Below are 16,874 nucleotides of genomic sequence, written 5' to 3'. Positions count from 1 at the left end.
TTTCGTTCCCCATCACTGTGTGGTCTGGAAATTACAGTGCCGCTTCGTCAGCTTCGCCGGTACGGATGCGAATGACGCGCTGCAATTCAGCGACAAAAATTTTGCCGTCGCCAATTTTTCCGGTGTAAGCCGCTTTGCTGATCACATCGATGACTTCATCCAGCTGATCGTCGGCAATCGCCACATCAATCTTCACTTTTGGCAGAAAGTTGACGCTATACTCGGCGCCGCGGTAGAGCTCCGCATGACCTTTCTGACGGCCAAAGCCCTTGACTTCAGTGACCGTCAGGCCCTGAATGCCGATGGAAGACAAGGCTTCACGCACGTCTTCCAGTTTGAATGGTTTGATTACCACGGTAACCAGCTTCATAAGTCCCCTCCAGGCAGTATTCGGTAATGGCCGCAGCTAACACGATGGATATAAAGCAAGGGCTATGCCAGAAATGAAAAAAGGCCGCAGAGCGGCCCTTTGATGGTAAAAAACAGGGGACAGGTCAGACAATTGCCTGCTGAAACGCGTTTGCAGCGCAAAAATGCACCACAACAGTGCATTTAATGTAACGTTTTTGCACCACGGCAGGCCACGCTTTCTTCGCTGCCTGCTGGTGGTGCATCAGGCGCTGAGCGACTCTTCCCGGGCGCTGGCCGCCAGCTCTTCGCCAGCCAGCTGCAGCTGATACATCTGCCAGTAACGACCCTTCGCCGCCAGCAGCTGCTGATGGGTGCCCCGCTCGACAGCCTGACCGCGATGCAGCACCAGGATGGTATCGGCCTCAACGATGGTTGACAGTCGATGGGCGATAACCACGAGGGTGGTATGCTGGCGGACTTTCGCCAGCGCCTGCTGGATCGCCTGCTCGGTGCCGGAGTCGATGTTTGCCGTCGCCTCATCCAGAATCAATACCTGCGGGGTCTCCACCAGCACGCGCGCCAGCGCCAACAGCTGTTTCTGCCCAACGGAGAGGTTATTGCCCTGCTCGCCCAGCTGAGTGTACAGGCCATCGCTCATGCTGCGCGCCACCTCCGCCAGTTGCACCGCCTCCAGCGCTTCCCAGACCTGCGTCTCACTGATATCCCGACCCAGCGCGACGTTGGCGTAGAAGGTATCCGCCAGCACCACCGGATCCTGTTGCACCATCGCGATGCCCCGACGCAACGCGCTGTGGCTGAGGGAAGCAAGCGGCCGGCCATCGATGCGGATCTCCCCGTGGGTTAACGGGTAATAGCCCATCATCAGACTCGCGAGAGTACTCTTCCCGCTGCCGGTATGCCCGACCAGCGCCACGAAGCTGCGGGAGGGAATATCCAGACTGATATCCTGCAGGACCAGTCGATCCCCCCGGTAGGCAAAGGAGAGATGGTCAATTTCCACCCGGCCGCTGCTCAGCGGCGCGTCATCCGAGCCCCACGCCTGGCGCGGGCGATCCATCAGCTCAAAAACGCGTTCGCCGGCGACCACCGCCTGCTGCAGCATCGACTGCTGGGTGGTCAGCTCAATAAGCGGCTCGTTAAGGCGTCCGAGATAGCTGATAAACGCGTACAGGACCCCGACCTCGATCGTGCCCACCGCGCTAAAGCCAAACAGCATCAGCAGCCCGCACAGCACCAGCGAGGAAAAAAGGCTCAGCAGCGGGCGCAGCAGAAAACCGTCGAGGCGCAACGTCTGCATCCGCGCCAGATAGTGGGCATAGCTGGCCTCGCGCATCCGTTCGCCAAAGCGCGCCTGCTGGCGGAACTGCTGGATCACCCCCATGCCGTTGATCACTTCGTTGAAACCATCGTTGATATCAGCAAGCCAAGCGCGCACCCGGCGCACGATCGGCGTGCTATAGCGCTGATAGATGATCATCACGATCAGCACCGCCGGGAAGATCGCGATCGCCACCAGCGCCATCCGCCAGTCGAGGCTAAACATCGCCACCAGCATCGCGCCGATCAGCGCCGCGCTGCGCAGCACCGTCGCCACCACCGTCACGTACAGATCGCGAATGACTTCCGTATCGTTGGTCACCCGCGAGATAAGCTGCCCAACCGGCTGGGTATCAAACTCGCTGAGCGGCTGATGCAGGGCGGCATCCATTACATCGCTACGCAACTGCTGGACGACGCCGACCGCGGCGCGGTTAAACAGCAGCGACTGGTTATAGTGCAGTAATGCCGCCAGCAGCTGCAGGCCGATATAGGCTACCGCCAGGCCTGCCACCAGCTTCAGCGGGAGCGTATGCTTCGCCACCATATTATCGATGAAATAGCTGATGAGCAGCGGGCCGCTCACTTCCGCCGCCGCCGCGATCCACATCATCCCCACCGCAATGGCCAGCGGCTTACGCCAGGGAGAACCATAGGCCAGCAGGCGTTTAAGCGTCGGCCAGAGTTCGGTAAATCTACGCATCCAGGGCCTCCTCTTGCGCCTGCGGAACCTCGTCAAGCGCGGCTTCCAGCTGCTGGTAACGATACATGTCGCGGTACCAGCCTGGCTGCACGGCCAGCGCCTCATGGCGGCCACGCTGGGCAATATGCCCATGCTGCAACACCAGAATTTCACTGGCCTCGGTCAGCGCCGACAGCCGGTGGGCGCTGATAATCACCGTCCGCCCCTCCCCCCACTGGCGCAGGTTGTGCAGGATCTGGTGCTCCGTACGGCCATCTACCGCCGACAAAGCATCATCAAGGATCAAAATTTCAGCCTCCAGCAGCAGAGCGCGGGCAATCGAGATGCGCTGTTTCTGGCCGCCGGAGAGCATCACGCCGCGCTCGCCCACCTCGGTATCGTACCCTTGGGGCAGGCGCAGAATGTCGTCATGCACGCTGGCCAGCCGTGCCACGCGTTCAATCTGCGCCGGTGTCGCATCCGGTTTGCCCAGCGCGATATTATTGGCGACGGTGTCAGAGAATAAAAATGGCGTCTGATTGACCACCGCCAGCCGGGCGCGCCAGCTGTCGAGCTGCAGACGCGGCAGCGGCAGATCGTGAAAGCGGATCTCGCCGCTGGTGACGTCAAAATGACGTTGCAGCAGCGCCAGAATGGTACTTTTACCGGCGCCCGTCGGCCCGCAGATACCCAGCATTTGCCCCGGCTGGAGGGTAAAATTAACCTGCTCCAGCGAAGGTTTACTCGCCTGCGGATAGATGAAGTTGCGGATGGCAACCTGCAGGACACCGCGGCCTGCCGGCACTGCTTCATTACCGTCGTCCACCGCTGGCGCCTCTTCGAGCATCGTGCGGATACGGCCATAGGCCGCGCTACCGCGCTCAACAATGTTAAACATCCACGCCAGCGCCAGCATCGGCCAGATCATCAGGCCAAGATACATCACAAAGCTGGTCAGCTGGCCCAGCGTCAGGCTGCCGTGGATCACCATCCAGCTGCCGCCGCCGATAGCCAGCAGGTTAGCGGCCCCAATGGCGATATAGATGGTGGGGTCGAAACGCGCGTCAATGCGTGCCACGCGCATATTTTTCGCGCCGGTATCGGCGGCATCGGCGGCAAACTGCGCCGACTGGCGATCCTCCAGCCCAAAAGCCTTAATCATGCGGATGCTGGTCAGGCTCTCCTGTGTGCGATCGTTAAGGCTGGAAAAGGCCGCCTGGGCCACGCGAAAACGTTCGTGAAGCGCATCGCCGTTGCGTTTAATCGCCAGCGCCATCAGCGGCATCGGCAACAGCGCCAGCAGGGTGAGCTGCCAGCTAATCTGCGTCGACATCACAATCAATACCGCACAGCCCATCACCATCGAATCCACCAGGGTTAACACCCCTTCACCGGCGGCAAATACCACCCGGTCAACATCGTTGGTGGCGCGGGCGATCAGATCGCCAGTGCGATGGCGCAAATAGAATGCCGGATGCTGGCGGCTCAGTTGCCGGTAAAAATCTTCCCGCAGTTCGACCGCCAGCTGGTAAGAGGCGCCGAACAGCAGCACGCGCCAGACATAGCGCAGCAGGTAGACCATTACCGCGACCAGCACCAGCGCGCCGATCCACATCCACACCTTCTCTGCGGTGTAATGTTGTTGCGTCACGCCGTCCACCACAATGCCCACCACCTTCGGCGGAATAAGCTGCAGGACGGCAATAATGGCCAGCAGGGCAATCGCGCCAAGATAGCGGCGCCACTCCCGGCGGAAGTACCAGCTGAGTTGAGCAAATAATCGCAAGCAGTAAAATCCTGATTTGTAATGGGTTACGGCGCAATACCGTTATTCGACAGGCAAGGCGGTGGTATATTTTATCTGTTCCATGGCAAAACTCGAAGTGACATCCGACAGCCCCGGCACGCTGTTCACTAAACGTTTATAAAAGTCGTCATAGCGTTTCATATCGGCCACCTGCACCCGTAGCAGGTAGTCATACTCCCCCGCCATCCTCCAGAAGCCGAGCACTTCCGCCATCTGCGTCACTTCGCTCACAAAATGGCCATACCAGTCGCTGCTGTGATGCTGAGTCTTGATCAGGACAAACGCCGTCAGGCCCAGCCCCACCTTTTCGGCATCCAGTAAGGCGACGCGCCCGCGCAAAATACCTTCATCTTCGAGCCGTTTCAGGCGCTTCCAGCAGGGCGTGGTGGTCAGATTAACGGCATCGGCCAGCGCCTGCAAAGAGAGGGTGCAATCTTCCTGCAGCAGCGCCAGCAGCTTACGGTCAATTTTATCTAGCATAGGGCATCCGAAGAGAAAATTTTGCTCTCATAATGGTAATCCAAAGGCTAAATGGCAACAATTTTTCCTGCGCTTTCCGCTAAGCTAGGCACAAAATGACAAACAGGAAATCACGATGAATAGCGCCTGGGTTAAACATGCCATTAGCGAAATCAACGCCGACTATCAGCGCTCCGCCGACACGCACCTGATCCGTCTGGCGCTGCCTGCGTTTCCGGGCATCCACCTGTATCTGAAAGATGAAAGCACCCACCCCACCGGCAGCCTTAAACATCGCCTGGCGCGGTCGCTGTTTCTCTATGGCCTGTGCAACGGCTGGATCAAAGAAGGTACGCCGATTATTGAATCCTCCTCGGGTTCAACCGCCGTTTCGGAGGCCTACTTCGCCCGCCTGCTGGGGCTGCCGTTTATCGCCGTGATGCCTTCCTGCACCGCCAAACGTAAAATCGAACAGATCGAGTTTTACGGCGGACGCTGCCATTTTGTGCAGAGCGCCTGCGAAATCTACGATGCTTCCGAAACGCTGGCCCGCGAGCTGAACGGCCATTATATGGATCAATTCACCTTTGCCGAGCGGGCCACCGACTGGCGCGGCAATAACAATATCGCCGACAGTATTTTCCGTCAGATGAGCCATGAACCGCACCCGCAGCCGTCATGGATCGTCATGAGCGCCGGCACCGGCGGCACCTCGGCAACCATTGGCCGCTATATTCGCAGCCAGGGCCATGAGACGCAGCTGATGGTCGTTGATCCGCAGAATTCGGTCTTCCTCGAATACTGGCAGACCCGCGACGCCACCCTCCGCAGCCCGGTCGGCAGCAAAATTGAAGGCATCGGCCGCCCACGCGTCGAACCGTCATTTATTCCCGACGTCGTCGACGAGATGCTGCGCGTACCGGATGCGGCGAGCGTGGCCACCGCCCTGTGGCTGGAAACACAGCTTGGGCGCAAGGTCGGCGCTTCTACCGGCACCAATATGTGGGGCGTATTGCAGCTGGCCGCGCGGATGCGCGAGGAAGGGCGAACGGGTTCCATCGTCACGCTGTTGTGCGACAGCGGTGAGCGCTACCTGGAAACCTATTACAACCCGCAGTGGGTGGCCGCCAATATCGGCGATATCGCGCCCTGGCAGGCGGAGATCGCCGCGCTGGTCGGCAGGCGATAAAAAAAGCCAGATAGAAAACTATCTGGCTTGCCGGAAGGGTCTCTCTATTCGGGGGAATAAGGAAGATCAGGATTATCCAGCCAATGCGTTAAAAAGTGGGAGACCGCCTGATGCCGGCAGTCTCCGATAACCGGAAGATGCGGCAGCTCGGCTTTCAGCTGCGGCATCGCGTTGCCCATGATAAAACCCCGCCCAACGCTGCCCAGCATCTCGCGGTCATTCATCGCATCGCCAAACGCTATGCACTCCTGCAGGGTGAAGCCTAAGTGCTGGCTGAGCACCGCCAGCGCCGCACCTTTATTACACCCGACCGGCAGCACTTCCAGACAGTCCATCGCCGAGAAGCAGAGAAACGCGCGATCGCCCAGCGTCTCATTCAGTTGGATCCGCAGGCGGCGGAGATCGTCATGATCGCCGCAAAAACAGATCTTGGTGACATGCTGCGCCGACATGCGTTTCGGATCGCACAGTTGATAGTGAAAGCCGCTGAAGACATGCGCTTGCAACAATTCAGGCCTTGCCTGACCGGTGAACCAGCCGCCATCGTTAAACACATGCATGCTGGCCTGAGTATCCCATTTGCTGTGCAGCACCGCTTCCGCCGCCTCGGGAGCGAGATCCTGGCGATAAAGCTCCTCCCCTTCCAGCGAATGGATGCGCGTCCCGTTGCCGGTGATCAGAAATGCGTCCAGGGAAAATTCGCCAATCACATGGTGCATCTCCAGCACATGGCGACCGGTAGCGAACGTCAGGGTGATATTACGTTCCCGCAGTCGTTTCAGCGCGGTGAGCGTTTGCTCGCCGAGACGATGGTCCGGCATCAGCAGGGTGCCGTCCATATCAAATGCGGCCAGTTTTGCCATGGTGTATTCCCCGATGTGTGATGGGCTTCGCTTGTGTTGCAGTATCACCTGGGATATACGGAAGTAATAGTGAATAGATATTATTAATTGTTCCGGGTTTACAGCGGCCCGGTGGATGACGGCCCCCATGCGACTCTTACACCGTTTAAATCAATACCAGCGATTGTGGCAACCCTCAGCCGGGGCGCCGCAGCAGGTGACCGTCGGCGAACTGGCGGAGCGCTGTTTTTGTAGCGAACGCCACGTCCGCACTCTGCTGCGTCAGGCGCAGGAGGCGGGGTGGCTAAGCTGGCAGGCCAGCTCCGGGCGCGGCAAACGCGGACAGCTCTCATTTCACAAAACCCCGGAAAGTCTGCGCAACGAGATGATGGAGCAGGCGCTGAACAACGGTCAGCAGCAAAACGCGCTGGAGCTGGCGCAGCTGGCCCCGGTGGAGCTGAAAGCCCTGCTCCATCCCTTCCTCGGCGGTCAGTGGCAAAACAATACTCCGACGCTGCGTATTCCTTACTATCGCCCACTGGAGCCGCTGCGTCCTGGCTTTCTCCCCGGACGCGCCGAGCAGCATCTGGCCGGGCAGATCTATGCCGGGCTGACGCGCTTCGATGAAGGCGACAATATGCCGATCGGCGATCTGGCGCATCACTGGCAGGTCTCGCCGGACGGCCTGCGCTGGCATTTTTACATTCGCTCCACGCTGTACTGGCACAATGGCGATGCGGTGCAAACCGCACAGCTACGGCAGCGGTTACGGTTGCTGCTTGAGCTGCCCGCCTTACGGACCCTCTTCGCCAGCATCAGCCGTATCGATGTCACTCACGCCCAGTGTCTCACCATCACGCTGCATCGTCCTGACTACTGGCTACCGTTCCGTCTCGCCAGCTACTGCAGCGTGCTGGCGCATCCCGACGATCCGGCCATCGGCTGCGGGCCATTCCGCCTGAAGCGGTTTAGTCCGGAACTCGTCCGCCTGGAGAACCATCCCCGGTACCACCTGCAGCATCCGCTGATCCAGGCGGTGGAATACTGGATCACTCCTCAGCTCTTTGACCGCGATCTCGGCACCAGCTGCCGCCATCCGGTGCAGATCACCATCGGCGATCGCGAAGAGCTCCACAATCTGCGCCAGGTCAGCAACCGTATCAGCCTTGGCTTCTGCTATCTGACCCTGCGCCACAGCCCGCGTCTTAGTAAAGCTCAGGCCCAGCGACTGGTGTCGATAATCCATCACTCGTCGCTGCTGGAAACGCTGCCGCTGGAGGAGGATCTGATTACGCCAAGCCATGAGGTGCTGCCGGGATGGTCCATCCCGCAGGGACCGGAAAACAACGCGGTGCCGCTGCCGGCCAGGCTCACTCTACTCTATCATCTGCCGGTCGAGCTTCATGCGATGGCCGAGCAACTGAGGCAACGGCTGGCTCTGCTGGGCTGCGAACTGACGATCATTTTTCATGACGCCAAAAACTGGGAAGGCTGTCAGCATCTGGGGCAGGCCGACCTGATGATGGGCGACCGACTGATCGGCGAAGCGCCGGAGTACGCCCTGGAGCAGTGGCTGCGCTGCGATATGCTGTGGCCTAATTTGCTGACCGGGGCGCAATATGCCCATCTGCAGGCGACATTAGACGCCGTGCAGTCTCAGCCCGACGCCCGCAGCCGCAACGATGCGCTGCGCAACGTCTTCAACAGTCTGATGGAAGACGCCATCATGACGCCGCTGTTCAAGTATAACTATCGGATCAGCGCGCCGCCGGGGGTTAATGGCCTGCGCCTCAACGCCCGGGGCTGGTTTGACTTCGCCAGCGCCTGGCTGCCGGCCTCGTTGACGTGAGAGAGCTGGTCGCCGCGCGCGTCTGGCGCTACCATAGCGCCTTTACTCATTTAGTCAGGAATTGCCATGAAACGCGCCGTAGTTGTCTTCAGCGGAGGACAAGATTCAACCACCTGTCTGGTGCAGGCTCTGCAACAGTATGATGAAGTGCATTGCGTCACTTTTGATTATGGCCAACGCCACCGCGCGGAAATCGACGTTGCGCGCGAACTCGCCCTGAAACTGGGCGCCGTCGCGCATAAAGTGCTGGACGTCACTCTGCTCAACGAACTGGCAGTCAGCAGCCTGACCCGCGATAACATTCCGGTACCCGACTATCAGCCTGATGCTGAGGGGATTCCCAACACCTTTGTCCCCGGGCGCAATATTCTGTTTTTAACCCTGACGGCAATCTACGCCTATCAGGTGAAAGCCGAAGCCATCATCACCGGCGTGTGCGAGACCGACTTCTCCGGCTACCCGGACTGTCGCGATGAGTTTGTCAAAGCGCTGCACCACGCCGTCAGCCTTGGGATGGCGAAAGACATTCGCTTTGAGACGCCGCTGATGTGGCTGAATAAAGCCGAGACATGGGCGCTTGCCGACTTCTGGGGTCAGCTGGATCTGGTGCGCCAGGAAACCCTCACCTGCTACAACGGCATTAAGGGCGATGGCTGCGGCCAGTGCGCCGCCTGTAACCTGCGCGCAAACGGACTCAACCAGTATCTGGGGGACAAGGTTGGCGTAATGGCGGTGATGAAGCAAAAAACCGGGCTGGCACAGGCATAGTCTACGGGGCGCGATTTACCGGAGCTTTGACTCAAATTCCCCGGTAGCGCGACGCTTACCGGGGCTACGGGTTCATCACCTGCCGTGGGCCCGTCACTCGCACGTCGGTTGTCAGCGCAAGTTCATCTGGTCAAGTTTCTCACGCAACTCCCCTTCAAGCGGCAGCGCCTTCTGGGTCTTCAAATCGATACAGACAAAGGTAATCAGCGCATCGGCTACCACTTCGCCATTGGGGTTGAGGGTGACCACCTGACTAAGGGTGCCGCTTTTGCCGTTGAGTTGCTCCAGTTTGCTGCTCACTGTCAGCACATCGCCCAGCACCGCCGGACGACGGTAGTTAATATTGATATTCACCACCACGAAGGCGATGTTTTTCTCCATCATCCACTGAAACGCGGGGCTGTTTTCCAGACCGTCCCAGCGGGCTTCCTCAAGGAACTCCAGGTAACGTGCGTTGTTCACATGCTGGTAGACGTCCAGATGATAGCCGCGAACTTTAATTTGTGTCTGCATAGCACTAATGCCTTTCTGTTATTGTTGTTTATGAGGTAAGAGGTCACACCACTTGATGCAACCTCTTTATCCTGGCAAAAAATCACCGCTGTGCAAGGTCTGGCATAAAATTTACAGCGTCAGATGGGCTAAATTGCGCTCCACCAGCGCGCTCCCCATTCCCGGGACCTGCTTCAGATCATCGAGGGTTTTGAACGGCCCGTACTCTTCGCGGTAGCTGACAATGGCCTGGGCTTTTTTCAACCCCACGCCATTCAACGCCTGCGCCAGCTGTTCGGCGCTGGCGTGGTTAATGCTGACTTTTGTCGCCCCGTTGTCGGTGTCGCCGGGCACCGCTTCCGCCTTCGCCGAAGCGGTCGCCTGCACATTTTCTTTATTCACCGCCGCTTTACCGCTGGCGGGTGCCGCCAGCGCCCCCTGTACCCCTACCGCGAAAACCAGAACGCCCGCGGCCATCAGTGTTTTTATTCCATATTTCATGCTGATATCTCCTTGTGTGTAGACAGCAAGGTTACGATAGCGTCAGTGCGGATGGCCGACAAAAGGCAAATCACAGAAATGGAAAGGGCCGCGAAAGCGGCCCTTGAGGATTACATCATGTTGCTCATTTTTGCGAGACGACGCGAAATTACTGCTGCTGGTCGATGCTGTCGCCCAGCTTAATTTTCGCCGCCTTGCGCAGGTTGCTCATCAGCGCTTCGAAAGCGATTTGGGCATTGTTCTGGGTAATCCCCTGAACCATGGCCTTCTTCTGCTCTTCCGGCATGTTGCCTGCTTTCACTTCATCCAGCGCCACCAGCACCACATCGCCTTGCATATTGCTGCCAACGCCGTAGACCGGTTTGCCCTGCTGCGGCAGCGGCAGAGTGAATGCCAGCTGGCTCAGCGGATCCTGGCCGGTACGAGAAAGCGTCTGCGGCGCGCCAAAGCTCAGGCCAGCCGCCTTCATCGCTTCATCGCCTTTGCCGTCTTTCAGCGCCGCCAGCAGCTTGTCGGCGTCCAGTTTCGCCTGCTGTTCCGCTTTATTGTGCTTAACGATATCGCTAACCTGCGCCTTCACTTCAGCCAGCGGCTTCACCGCCTCGGCTTTGTGCTCGCTGATGCGCAGAACAAAAGCGCGATCGCCGTCAACGGTAATGATGTCGGAGTTGCTGCCCGGCGCGCCGTTCTCACCCACCAGACCGCCGTTGAAGATAGCGTCAGCGACCGGTTTAAAGTTCAGCTCTTCCGGCAGGTTATCGCGGCCAAACCAGCCGGTTTCCACCACCTTCAGTCCGGCGACCTGCGCCGCGCCCGCCAGCGATTCATTATCGTTGCTGGCCGCATCGCTCACCTTCTGCTGCAGCGCGTAGTAAGCATCCAGCGCTTTTTCCTGCTTCACTTTCGCCGCAATGTCATTACGCACGTCAGCCAGCGGCTTCACCTGCGCCGGCTGGACGTCGTCCAGACGGGCCACCAGGAAGCCAACCGAGGATTTGATCACGCCAGACAGCTGGCCTTTCTCTTTCAGCCCGGCATCTTTCAGCTCAGGCACCGTAGAGGCCTCTTCCATCCACCCCATATCGCCGCCGTTGCGGGCAGAGATAATATCGGTCGATTTTTCTTTCGCCAGCGTGGCGAAATCTGCCCCTTTTTGCAGCTCGGCCAGCACAGCTTTCGCATCGGCTTCCGTTTTGGTCTGAATCACGCTGTAGCGGTTGCGCTGCGGCTGAGTGAACTGATCCTTATGCTGGTCGTACCATGACTGAATCTCTTCGTCAGAGGCGCTCTCCTGCATGCTGGCGGCATCCATTTTGATATAGCTGACGCGGAACTGCTCCGGCGCCATAAAACGGGCCTGATTCTGCTGCCAGAAAGCGTTGATTTCCTCATCGCTGGCCGTCTGTTTTGCCGCCAGGGCATTCACGTTGATGGTCGCTTCGCGGACGACACGCTGCTGAGACACCAGCGCCGCCAGCTGATCGGACTCACCCGGCAGCATGAAGTCGGTACCCGCAATGGCGTTAATCAGCTGCTGTGTGGTCAGCTGGTTACGCAGCGCCTGAGCGTACTGATCGGTGGTCATCCCCATCTGGGCGACAATACCGCTGAAACGCTGGTTGTCGAACTTACCGTTCGTCTGGAAAGCCTGGGTCTGGAAGATCGCCTGCTTCACCTGCTCATCGCTGATGCTGAGGCCCAGCTCGCGGGCATACTGATCCAGAAGCGATTCATCGATCAGGCGGTTCAGCACCTGCTGGCGCATGGTTTTCATGTAGTTTTCGTTCGCCGCCAGCTCGGAGAACTGGTCGCCAAGCTGCTGCTGCATACGGTTACGTTCGCTGGCGACGGCGTTTTCAAACTGCCCACGGCCAATCTCCTGGCCATTCACTTTTGCGGCATAGTTTTTGCCACCGCCAATCAGGTAACCACTCACCCCGGTCAAAATGAACGAGACGATAATGATACCGAAAATAATCTTGAGCACGACGCTGTTGGCGGCCGTGCGTAGGTTGTCCATCATGGTGTAACAACGCTCCGCTGTAGATGACTTTAGCTCGCGCAGCATAGCACGTGATGGCCGCCGCGCGTGAGGACGTATTTTGACAAGAAAACAGGGTGATTGTCAGCCCACAAGTGGCGATAAACACACATAAAGTGGTCTGAAAAGGCAATAAAAAAGGCACATCTCACGATGCGCCCTTGTACTTCGTCACATTCCCTGACGGGAAAGCCGATCAGTTCACCGCGTCTTTCAGCGCTTTACCAGCACGGAAGCCCGGCACTTTTGCGGCAGCGATAGTAATTTCTTTACCTGTTTGTGGGTTGCGACCAGTACGGGCGGCACGTTCTTTAACAGCAAAGGTACCAAAACCTACCAGCGCAACGTCATCCCCAGCCTGCAGAGATTCAGTAACAGAAGCGATTAAAGCATCTAACGCACGTCCAGCTGCAGCTTTAGAAATGTCCGCACCCGCAGCAATTTTGTCAATCAGTTGAGATTTATTCACTGTTCTCTTCCTCTCTTTATAATTTATATCGCACCTGAGTCCTTCATAGTGCGACCGCGCAGCAGTTATATCAGGACTGTCATGCCCTTACAACAGCAGTTGTCGATGACCCCCCTGCCAGCGATCTAAGTTAGCTACACAAAAAAAGGCTGGCAAGTCCGAAATGACTTACCAGCCCTATTTTTATTAGCGCAATTTGCGCAGAATCACTATTTCGCGGTCACAACCTGCATGCCGAACGGTTCGTTCTGCAGCGCAAGTGTCAGAACTTCCTCGATTCGTTTCACCGGATGGATATCCAAATCGGCGATAACGTTATCTGGAATTTCTTCAAGGTCGCGTTTGTTCTCATCAGGAATCAGAACAGTCTTAATGCCGCCGCGATGCGCCGCCAGCAGTTTTTCCTTCAGACCGCCTATCGGCAGCACCTGACCACGCAGAGTGATTTCACCGGTCATCGCCACATCAGCGCGTACCGGGTTACCGGTCAGGCAGGAGACCAGCGCCGTACACATGGCAATACCCGCGCTAGGACCATCCTTCGGCGTCGCCCCTTCCGGAACGTGGACGTGAATATCACGCTTCTCGTAGAAGTCGGCGTTAATGCCCAGTTTGTCCGCCCGCGAACGCACCACGGTCAGCGCAGCCTGAATCGATTCCTGCATGACCTCACCCAGCGAACCGGTGTAGGTCAGCTTGCCTTTGCCTGGTACGCAGGCGGTTTCGATGGTCAGCAGATCGCCCCCCACCTCCGTCCACGCCAGACCGGTCACCTGACCGACGCGGTTCTCGCTATCGGCACGGCCATAGTCAAAGCGCTGTACGCCGAGATAATCATGCAGATTCTCACCGTTAATCTCGATGTGTTTCAGCGACTTATCCAGCAGCAGCTGTTTAACGGCTTTACGGCACAGCTTGGAGATTTCACGCTCCAGGCTACGAACCCCCGCTTCACGCGTGTAGTAACGAATAATGCCGATAATGGCGCTATCGTCGACGGTCAGCTCGCCTTTCTTCAGCGCGTTACGTTCGATCTGCTTCGGCAGCAGGTGACGCTTGGCGATGTTAAGCTTTTCATCTTCGGTGTAACCGGAGAGGCGAATCACTTCCATACGATCCAGCAGCGGCGCCGGAATGTTCATGGAGTTAGACGTCGCCACGAACATCACATCGCTGAGATCGTAATCCACTTCCAGATAGTGGTCGTTAAAGGCCACGTTCTGTTCCGGATCCAGCACCTCAAGCAACGCAGAAGCCGGGTCGCCGCGCATGTCGGAAGACATTTTGTCGATCTCATCCAGCAGGAACAGCGGGTTTTTCACCCCCACTTTCGCCATTTTCTGGATCAGTTTGCCCGGCATCGAGCCAATATAGGTCCGACGATGACCGCGAATTTCCGCTTCATCGCGCACGCCACCTAACGCCATACGTACGTATTTACGTCCGGTCGCTTTGGCGATGGATTGACCTAACGAGGTTTTACCTACCCCCGGCGGTCCCACCAGACAGAGGATTGGCCCCTTGATTTTATTCACCCGGCTCTGCACCGCGAGATATTCAAGGATGCGATCCTTCACGCGCTCCAGGCCATAGTGATCGGTATCGAGGATCTCCTGGGCCTGGCGCAGGTCTTTTTTGACCTTACTGCGCGCGTTCCACGGCACCTGCACCATCCAGTCGATGTAGCCACGCACGACGGTCGCTTCCGCAGACATCGGCGACATCATCTTCAGCTTCTGCAGTTCCGCTTCGGTTTTTTCTTTCGCCTCTTTCGGCATTTTCGCCGCGTCGATCTTACGCTTCAGCGCTTCGTTTTCGTCCGGGGCGTCGTCCATCTCGCCGAGTTCTTTCTGAATCGCTTTCATTTGCTCGTTCAGATAGTACTCGCGCTGGGATTTCTCCATCTGCTTTTTGACGCGGTTGCGAATACGCTTCTCAACCTGCAGCAGATCGATTTCCGATTCCATCATCGCCATCAGATATTCCAGACGTTCGTTGACGTCGGACATCTCAAGCACAGACTGCTTGTCAGCCAGCTTCAGCGGCATGTGCGCCGCGATGGTATCCGCCAGGCGTGCCGGATCGTCGATGCTGTTCAGCGACGTCAGCACTTCCGGTGGGATCTTTTTGTTCAGCTTGATATAGCCTTCAAACTGGCTGATAGCGGTGCGAACCAGCACTTCCTGCTCGCGTTCGTCAATCGCCGGCGAGTCGAGATACTCCGCTTTCGCCGAGAAATGTTCGCCATTATCAGACAGCGCAGAAATACGTGCACGCTGCAGCCCTTCGACCAGCACCTTCACGGTGCCGTCCGGCAGCTTCAGCATCTGCAAAATAGACGCCACGGTTCCAACGGTGAAAAGATCGTTTACACCCGGCTCATCCGTCGACGCTTCTTTCTGCGCAACCAGCATGATTTTTTTATCATGGTCCATGGCCGCTTCGAGGCAACGAATAGATTTTTCCCGCCCTACGAACAGGGGTATGACCATGTGCGGATAAACCACCACATCGCGCAATGGCAATACGGGGATTTCAATGCGTTCAGAACGCTCAGGATTCATAGAGCTCTCTCTTAGTTTAAAGTCCGCCAGGTAGCCGACGACGCCATACTCCACTGCATCGTCGTTAATATGTAATCCAGTATATGGGGATGTATTCCACACATTCAACGGCGGGAATGCAGGAAAAATAAAAGGGGAGATAAAATCCCCCCTTTTTGTTAACTGCTTGAGTGAAATGGTTAATTATTCACCAGATGCTTGCTGGGCTTCCGGTTTGCCGTAGATCAGCAGCGGTTTGCTCTGACCCTCGATAACCGACTCATCAATGACCACTTTTTCGACATCATCCATCGAAGGCAGGTCATACATGGTATCCAGCAGCGCCGCTTCCACAATCGAGCGCAGACCGCGGGCGCCGGTTTTACGCGCCATCGCTTTCTTGGCGATGGCGTCCAGCGCTTCGTCGCGGAATTCAAGCTCTGCGCCCTCAAGGCTAAACAGCGCCTGATACTGCTTGGTCAGGGCATTTTTCGGCTCTTTCAGGATCTGGATCAGGGCTTCTTCGCTCAGCTCATTCAGGGTCGCCACCACCGGCAGACGGCCAATGAATTCCGGGATCAGACCAAACTTGATCAGATCTTCCGGCTCGACCTGGGCCAGCAGCTCGCCTTCGCTCGCTTTGTCGGACTTCGCTTTTACCGTCGCGCCAAAACCAATGCCGGAGCCGGTTTCAACACGGTGGGAAATGACTTTGTCCAGGCCGGCGAACGCGCCGCCGCAGATAAACAGGATCTTGGAGGTATCAACCTGCAGGAACTCCTGCTGCGGATGTTTACGCCCGCCCTGCGGTGGAACGGCGGCGACGGTGCCTTCGATAAGCTTCAGCAACGCCTGCTGTACGCCTTCGCCGGAGACGTCGCGGGTAATCGACGGGTTATCGGATTTACGCGAAATTTTGTCGATTTCGTCGATATAAACGATGCCGCGCTGCGCTTTCTGCACGTCGTAGTCGCACTTCTGCAGCAGTTTCTGAATGATATTTTCGACGTCCTCACCCACATAACCCGCTTCGGTCAGGGTGGTGGCGTCTGCCATGGTAAACGGCACATCCAGCAGGCGCGCCAGCGTTTCCGCCAACAGCGTTTTACCGGAACCGGTCGGCCCGATCAGCAGAATGTTACTTTTACCCAGCTCTACGCCATTGCTGGTATCGCCATTGCGCAGACGTTTGTAGTGGTTGTATACCGCGACCGCCAACACTTTCTTCGCCTGTTCCTGACCGATGACATAGTCATCAAGGTGGTGGCGAATCTCGTGCGGCGTCGGCAACGCGCTGCGCTCGCGGTGCGGCGCAACTTCTTTAATCTCTTCGCGAATGATGTCGTTACATAAATCAACGCATTCGTCGCAGATATACACGGATGGCCCGGCGATCAGCTTACGCACTTCATGCTGGCTTTTGCCGCAAAAAGAGCAATACAACAATTTGCCCGATCCATCTTTGCGTTTATCTGTCATGAGTCCAAACCTCTTTTTAAGTTCTTTGTGCCGCACACGACGACGCAAATGCCATTCTCAGGCG

14 protein-coding genes are annotated in these 16,874 nt (G+C 57.4%); 3 read left to right on the top strand and 11 right to left on the bottom strand.

Features of this window, described 5'->3' with window-relative positions:
- Window positions 1-31: 31 nt before the first annotated feature.
- The 4 genes from glnK to HMPREF3142_RS05610 form a co-directional block, all read right to left on the bottom strand.
- A complete protein-coding gene (gene glnK / locus HMPREF3142_RS05625) occupies window positions 32-370 on the bottom strand; it encodes a P-II family nitrogen regulator (protein ID WP_002891893.1) in 339 nt (112 codons plus the stop codon).
- Between the two features lie 243 nt (window positions 371-613).
- Window positions 614-2,392, bottom strand: a complete 1,779-nt coding sequence (locus tag HMPREF3142_RS05620) for a SmdB family multidrug efflux ABC transporter permease/ATP-binding protein (protein ID WP_070611740.1) — start codon at window positions 2,390-2,392, stop codon at window positions 614-616.
- Window positions 2,385-4,157 (bottom strand): SmdA family multidrug ABC transporter permease/ATP-binding protein, encoded by a 1,773-nt coding sequence (locus HMPREF3142_RS05615; RefSeq protein WP_064323871.1) that lies wholly within the window; start codon window positions 4,155-4,157, stop codon window positions 2,385-2,387. The genes HMPREF3142_RS05620 and HMPREF3142_RS05615 overlap by 8 nt, the downstream gene beginning before the upstream one ends.
- 42 nt (window positions 4,158-4,199) lie before the next feature.
- Window positions 4,200-4,658, bottom strand: coding sequence for an Lrp/AsnC family transcriptional regulator (locus HMPREF3142_RS05610; protein WP_008805409.1), 459 nt, complete (start codon window positions 4,656-4,658; stop codon window positions 4,200-4,202).
- A gap of 115 nt (window positions 4,659-4,773) precedes the next feature.
- On the opposite strand from HMPREF3142_RS05610, the gene HMPREF3142_RS05605 reads away from it, so the two are divergent.
- Window positions 4,774-5,826: a PLP-dependent cysteine synthase family protein gene (locus HMPREF3142_RS05605; protein WP_008805410.1), complete on the top strand. Its 1,053-nt coding sequence runs from the start codon at window positions 4,774-4,776 to the stop codon at window positions 5,824-5,826.
- Between the two features lie 44 nt (window positions 5,827-5,870).
- On the opposite strand, the gene cof is transcribed toward HMPREF3142_RS05605, so the two are convergent.
- Window positions 5,871-6,689, bottom strand: a complete 819-nt coding sequence (cof, locus tag HMPREF3142_RS05600; protein WP_070611738.1) for an HMP-PP phosphatase — start codon at window positions 6,687-6,689, stop codon at window positions 5,871-5,873.
- Between the two features lie 127 nt (window positions 6,690-6,816).
- Here cof and HMPREF3142_RS05595 point away from each other — a divergent pair, with 127 nt between their 5' ends.
- Window positions 6,817-8,517 (top strand): SgrR family transcriptional regulator, encoded by a 1,701-nt coding sequence (locus HMPREF3142_RS05595; RefSeq protein WP_070611737.1) that lies wholly within the window; start codon window positions 6,817-6,819, stop codon window positions 8,515-8,517.
- Between the two features lie 66 nt (window positions 8,518-8,583).
- On the top strand, window positions 8,584-9,285 hold the full coding sequence (gene queC, locus HMPREF3142_RS05590; RefSeq protein ID WP_008805406.1) for a 7-cyano-7-deazaguanine synthase QueC: 702 nt from the start codon (window positions 8,584-8,586) through the stop codon (window positions 9,283-9,285).
- Between the two features lie 111 nt (window positions 9,286-9,396).
- Here queC and HMPREF3142_RS05585 read toward each other — a convergent pair whose 3' ends face one another.
- The 6 genes from HMPREF3142_RS05585 to clpX all read right to left on the bottom strand — a co-directional run bounded on the left by HMPREF3142_RS05585 (window position 9,397) and on the right by clpX (window position 16,810).
- Window positions 9,397-9,798 carry a YbgC/FadM family acyl-CoA thioesterase gene (locus HMPREF3142_RS05585; protein WP_008805405.1) on the bottom strand — a complete coding sequence of 134 codons (402 nt, stop codon included), beginning with the start codon at window positions 9,796-9,798 and terminating at the stop codon, window positions 9,397-9,399.
- A 111-nt stretch (window positions 9,799-9,909) separates the two neighbouring features.
- Window positions 9,910-10,278 carry a helix-hairpin-helix domain-containing protein gene (locus tag HMPREF3142_RS05580; RefSeq protein WP_008805404.1) on the bottom strand — a complete coding sequence of 123 codons (369 nt, stop codon included), beginning with the start codon at window positions 10,276-10,278 and terminating at the stop codon, window positions 9,910-9,912.
- 148 nt (window positions 10,279-10,426) lie between these two features.
- On the bottom strand, window positions 10,427-12,301 hold the full coding sequence (ppiD, locus tag HMPREF3142_RS05575) for a peptidylprolyl isomerase (protein ID WP_012968827.1): 1,875 nt from the start codon (window positions 12,299-12,301) through the stop codon (window positions 10,427-10,429).
- 214 nt (window positions 12,302-12,515) lie between these two features.
- A complete protein-coding gene (gene hupB, locus HMPREF3142_RS05570; protein ID WP_002444653.1) occupies window positions 12,516-12,788 on the bottom strand; it encodes a nucleoid-associated protein HU-beta in 273 nt (90 codons plus the stop codon).
- 209 nt (window positions 12,789-12,997) lie between these two features.
- A complete protein-coding gene (gene lon / locus HMPREF3142_RS05565; protein WP_004151336.1) occupies window positions 12,998-15,352 on the bottom strand; it encodes an endopeptidase La in 2,355 nt (784 codons plus the stop codon).
- 183 nt (window positions 15,353-15,535) lie between these two features.
- Entirely contained in the window at window positions 15,536-16,810 is a 1,275-nt protein-coding gene (gene clpX, locus HMPREF3142_RS05560; RefSeq protein ID WP_008805402.1) for an ATP-dependent protease ATP-binding subunit ClpX, read from the bottom strand.
- Window positions 16,811-16,874 lie beyond the last annotated feature (64 nt).

It is taken from the genome of Klebsiella sp. HMSC16C06 (genome assembly GCF_001808325.1).
Lineage (GTDB): Bacteria > Pseudomonadota > Gammaproteobacteria > Enterobacterales > Enterobacteriaceae > Klebsiella > Klebsiella variicola.
Note: the sequence above shows the minus strand (reverse complement) of the source record. Positions and strands in the feature narration are given on the sequence as shown.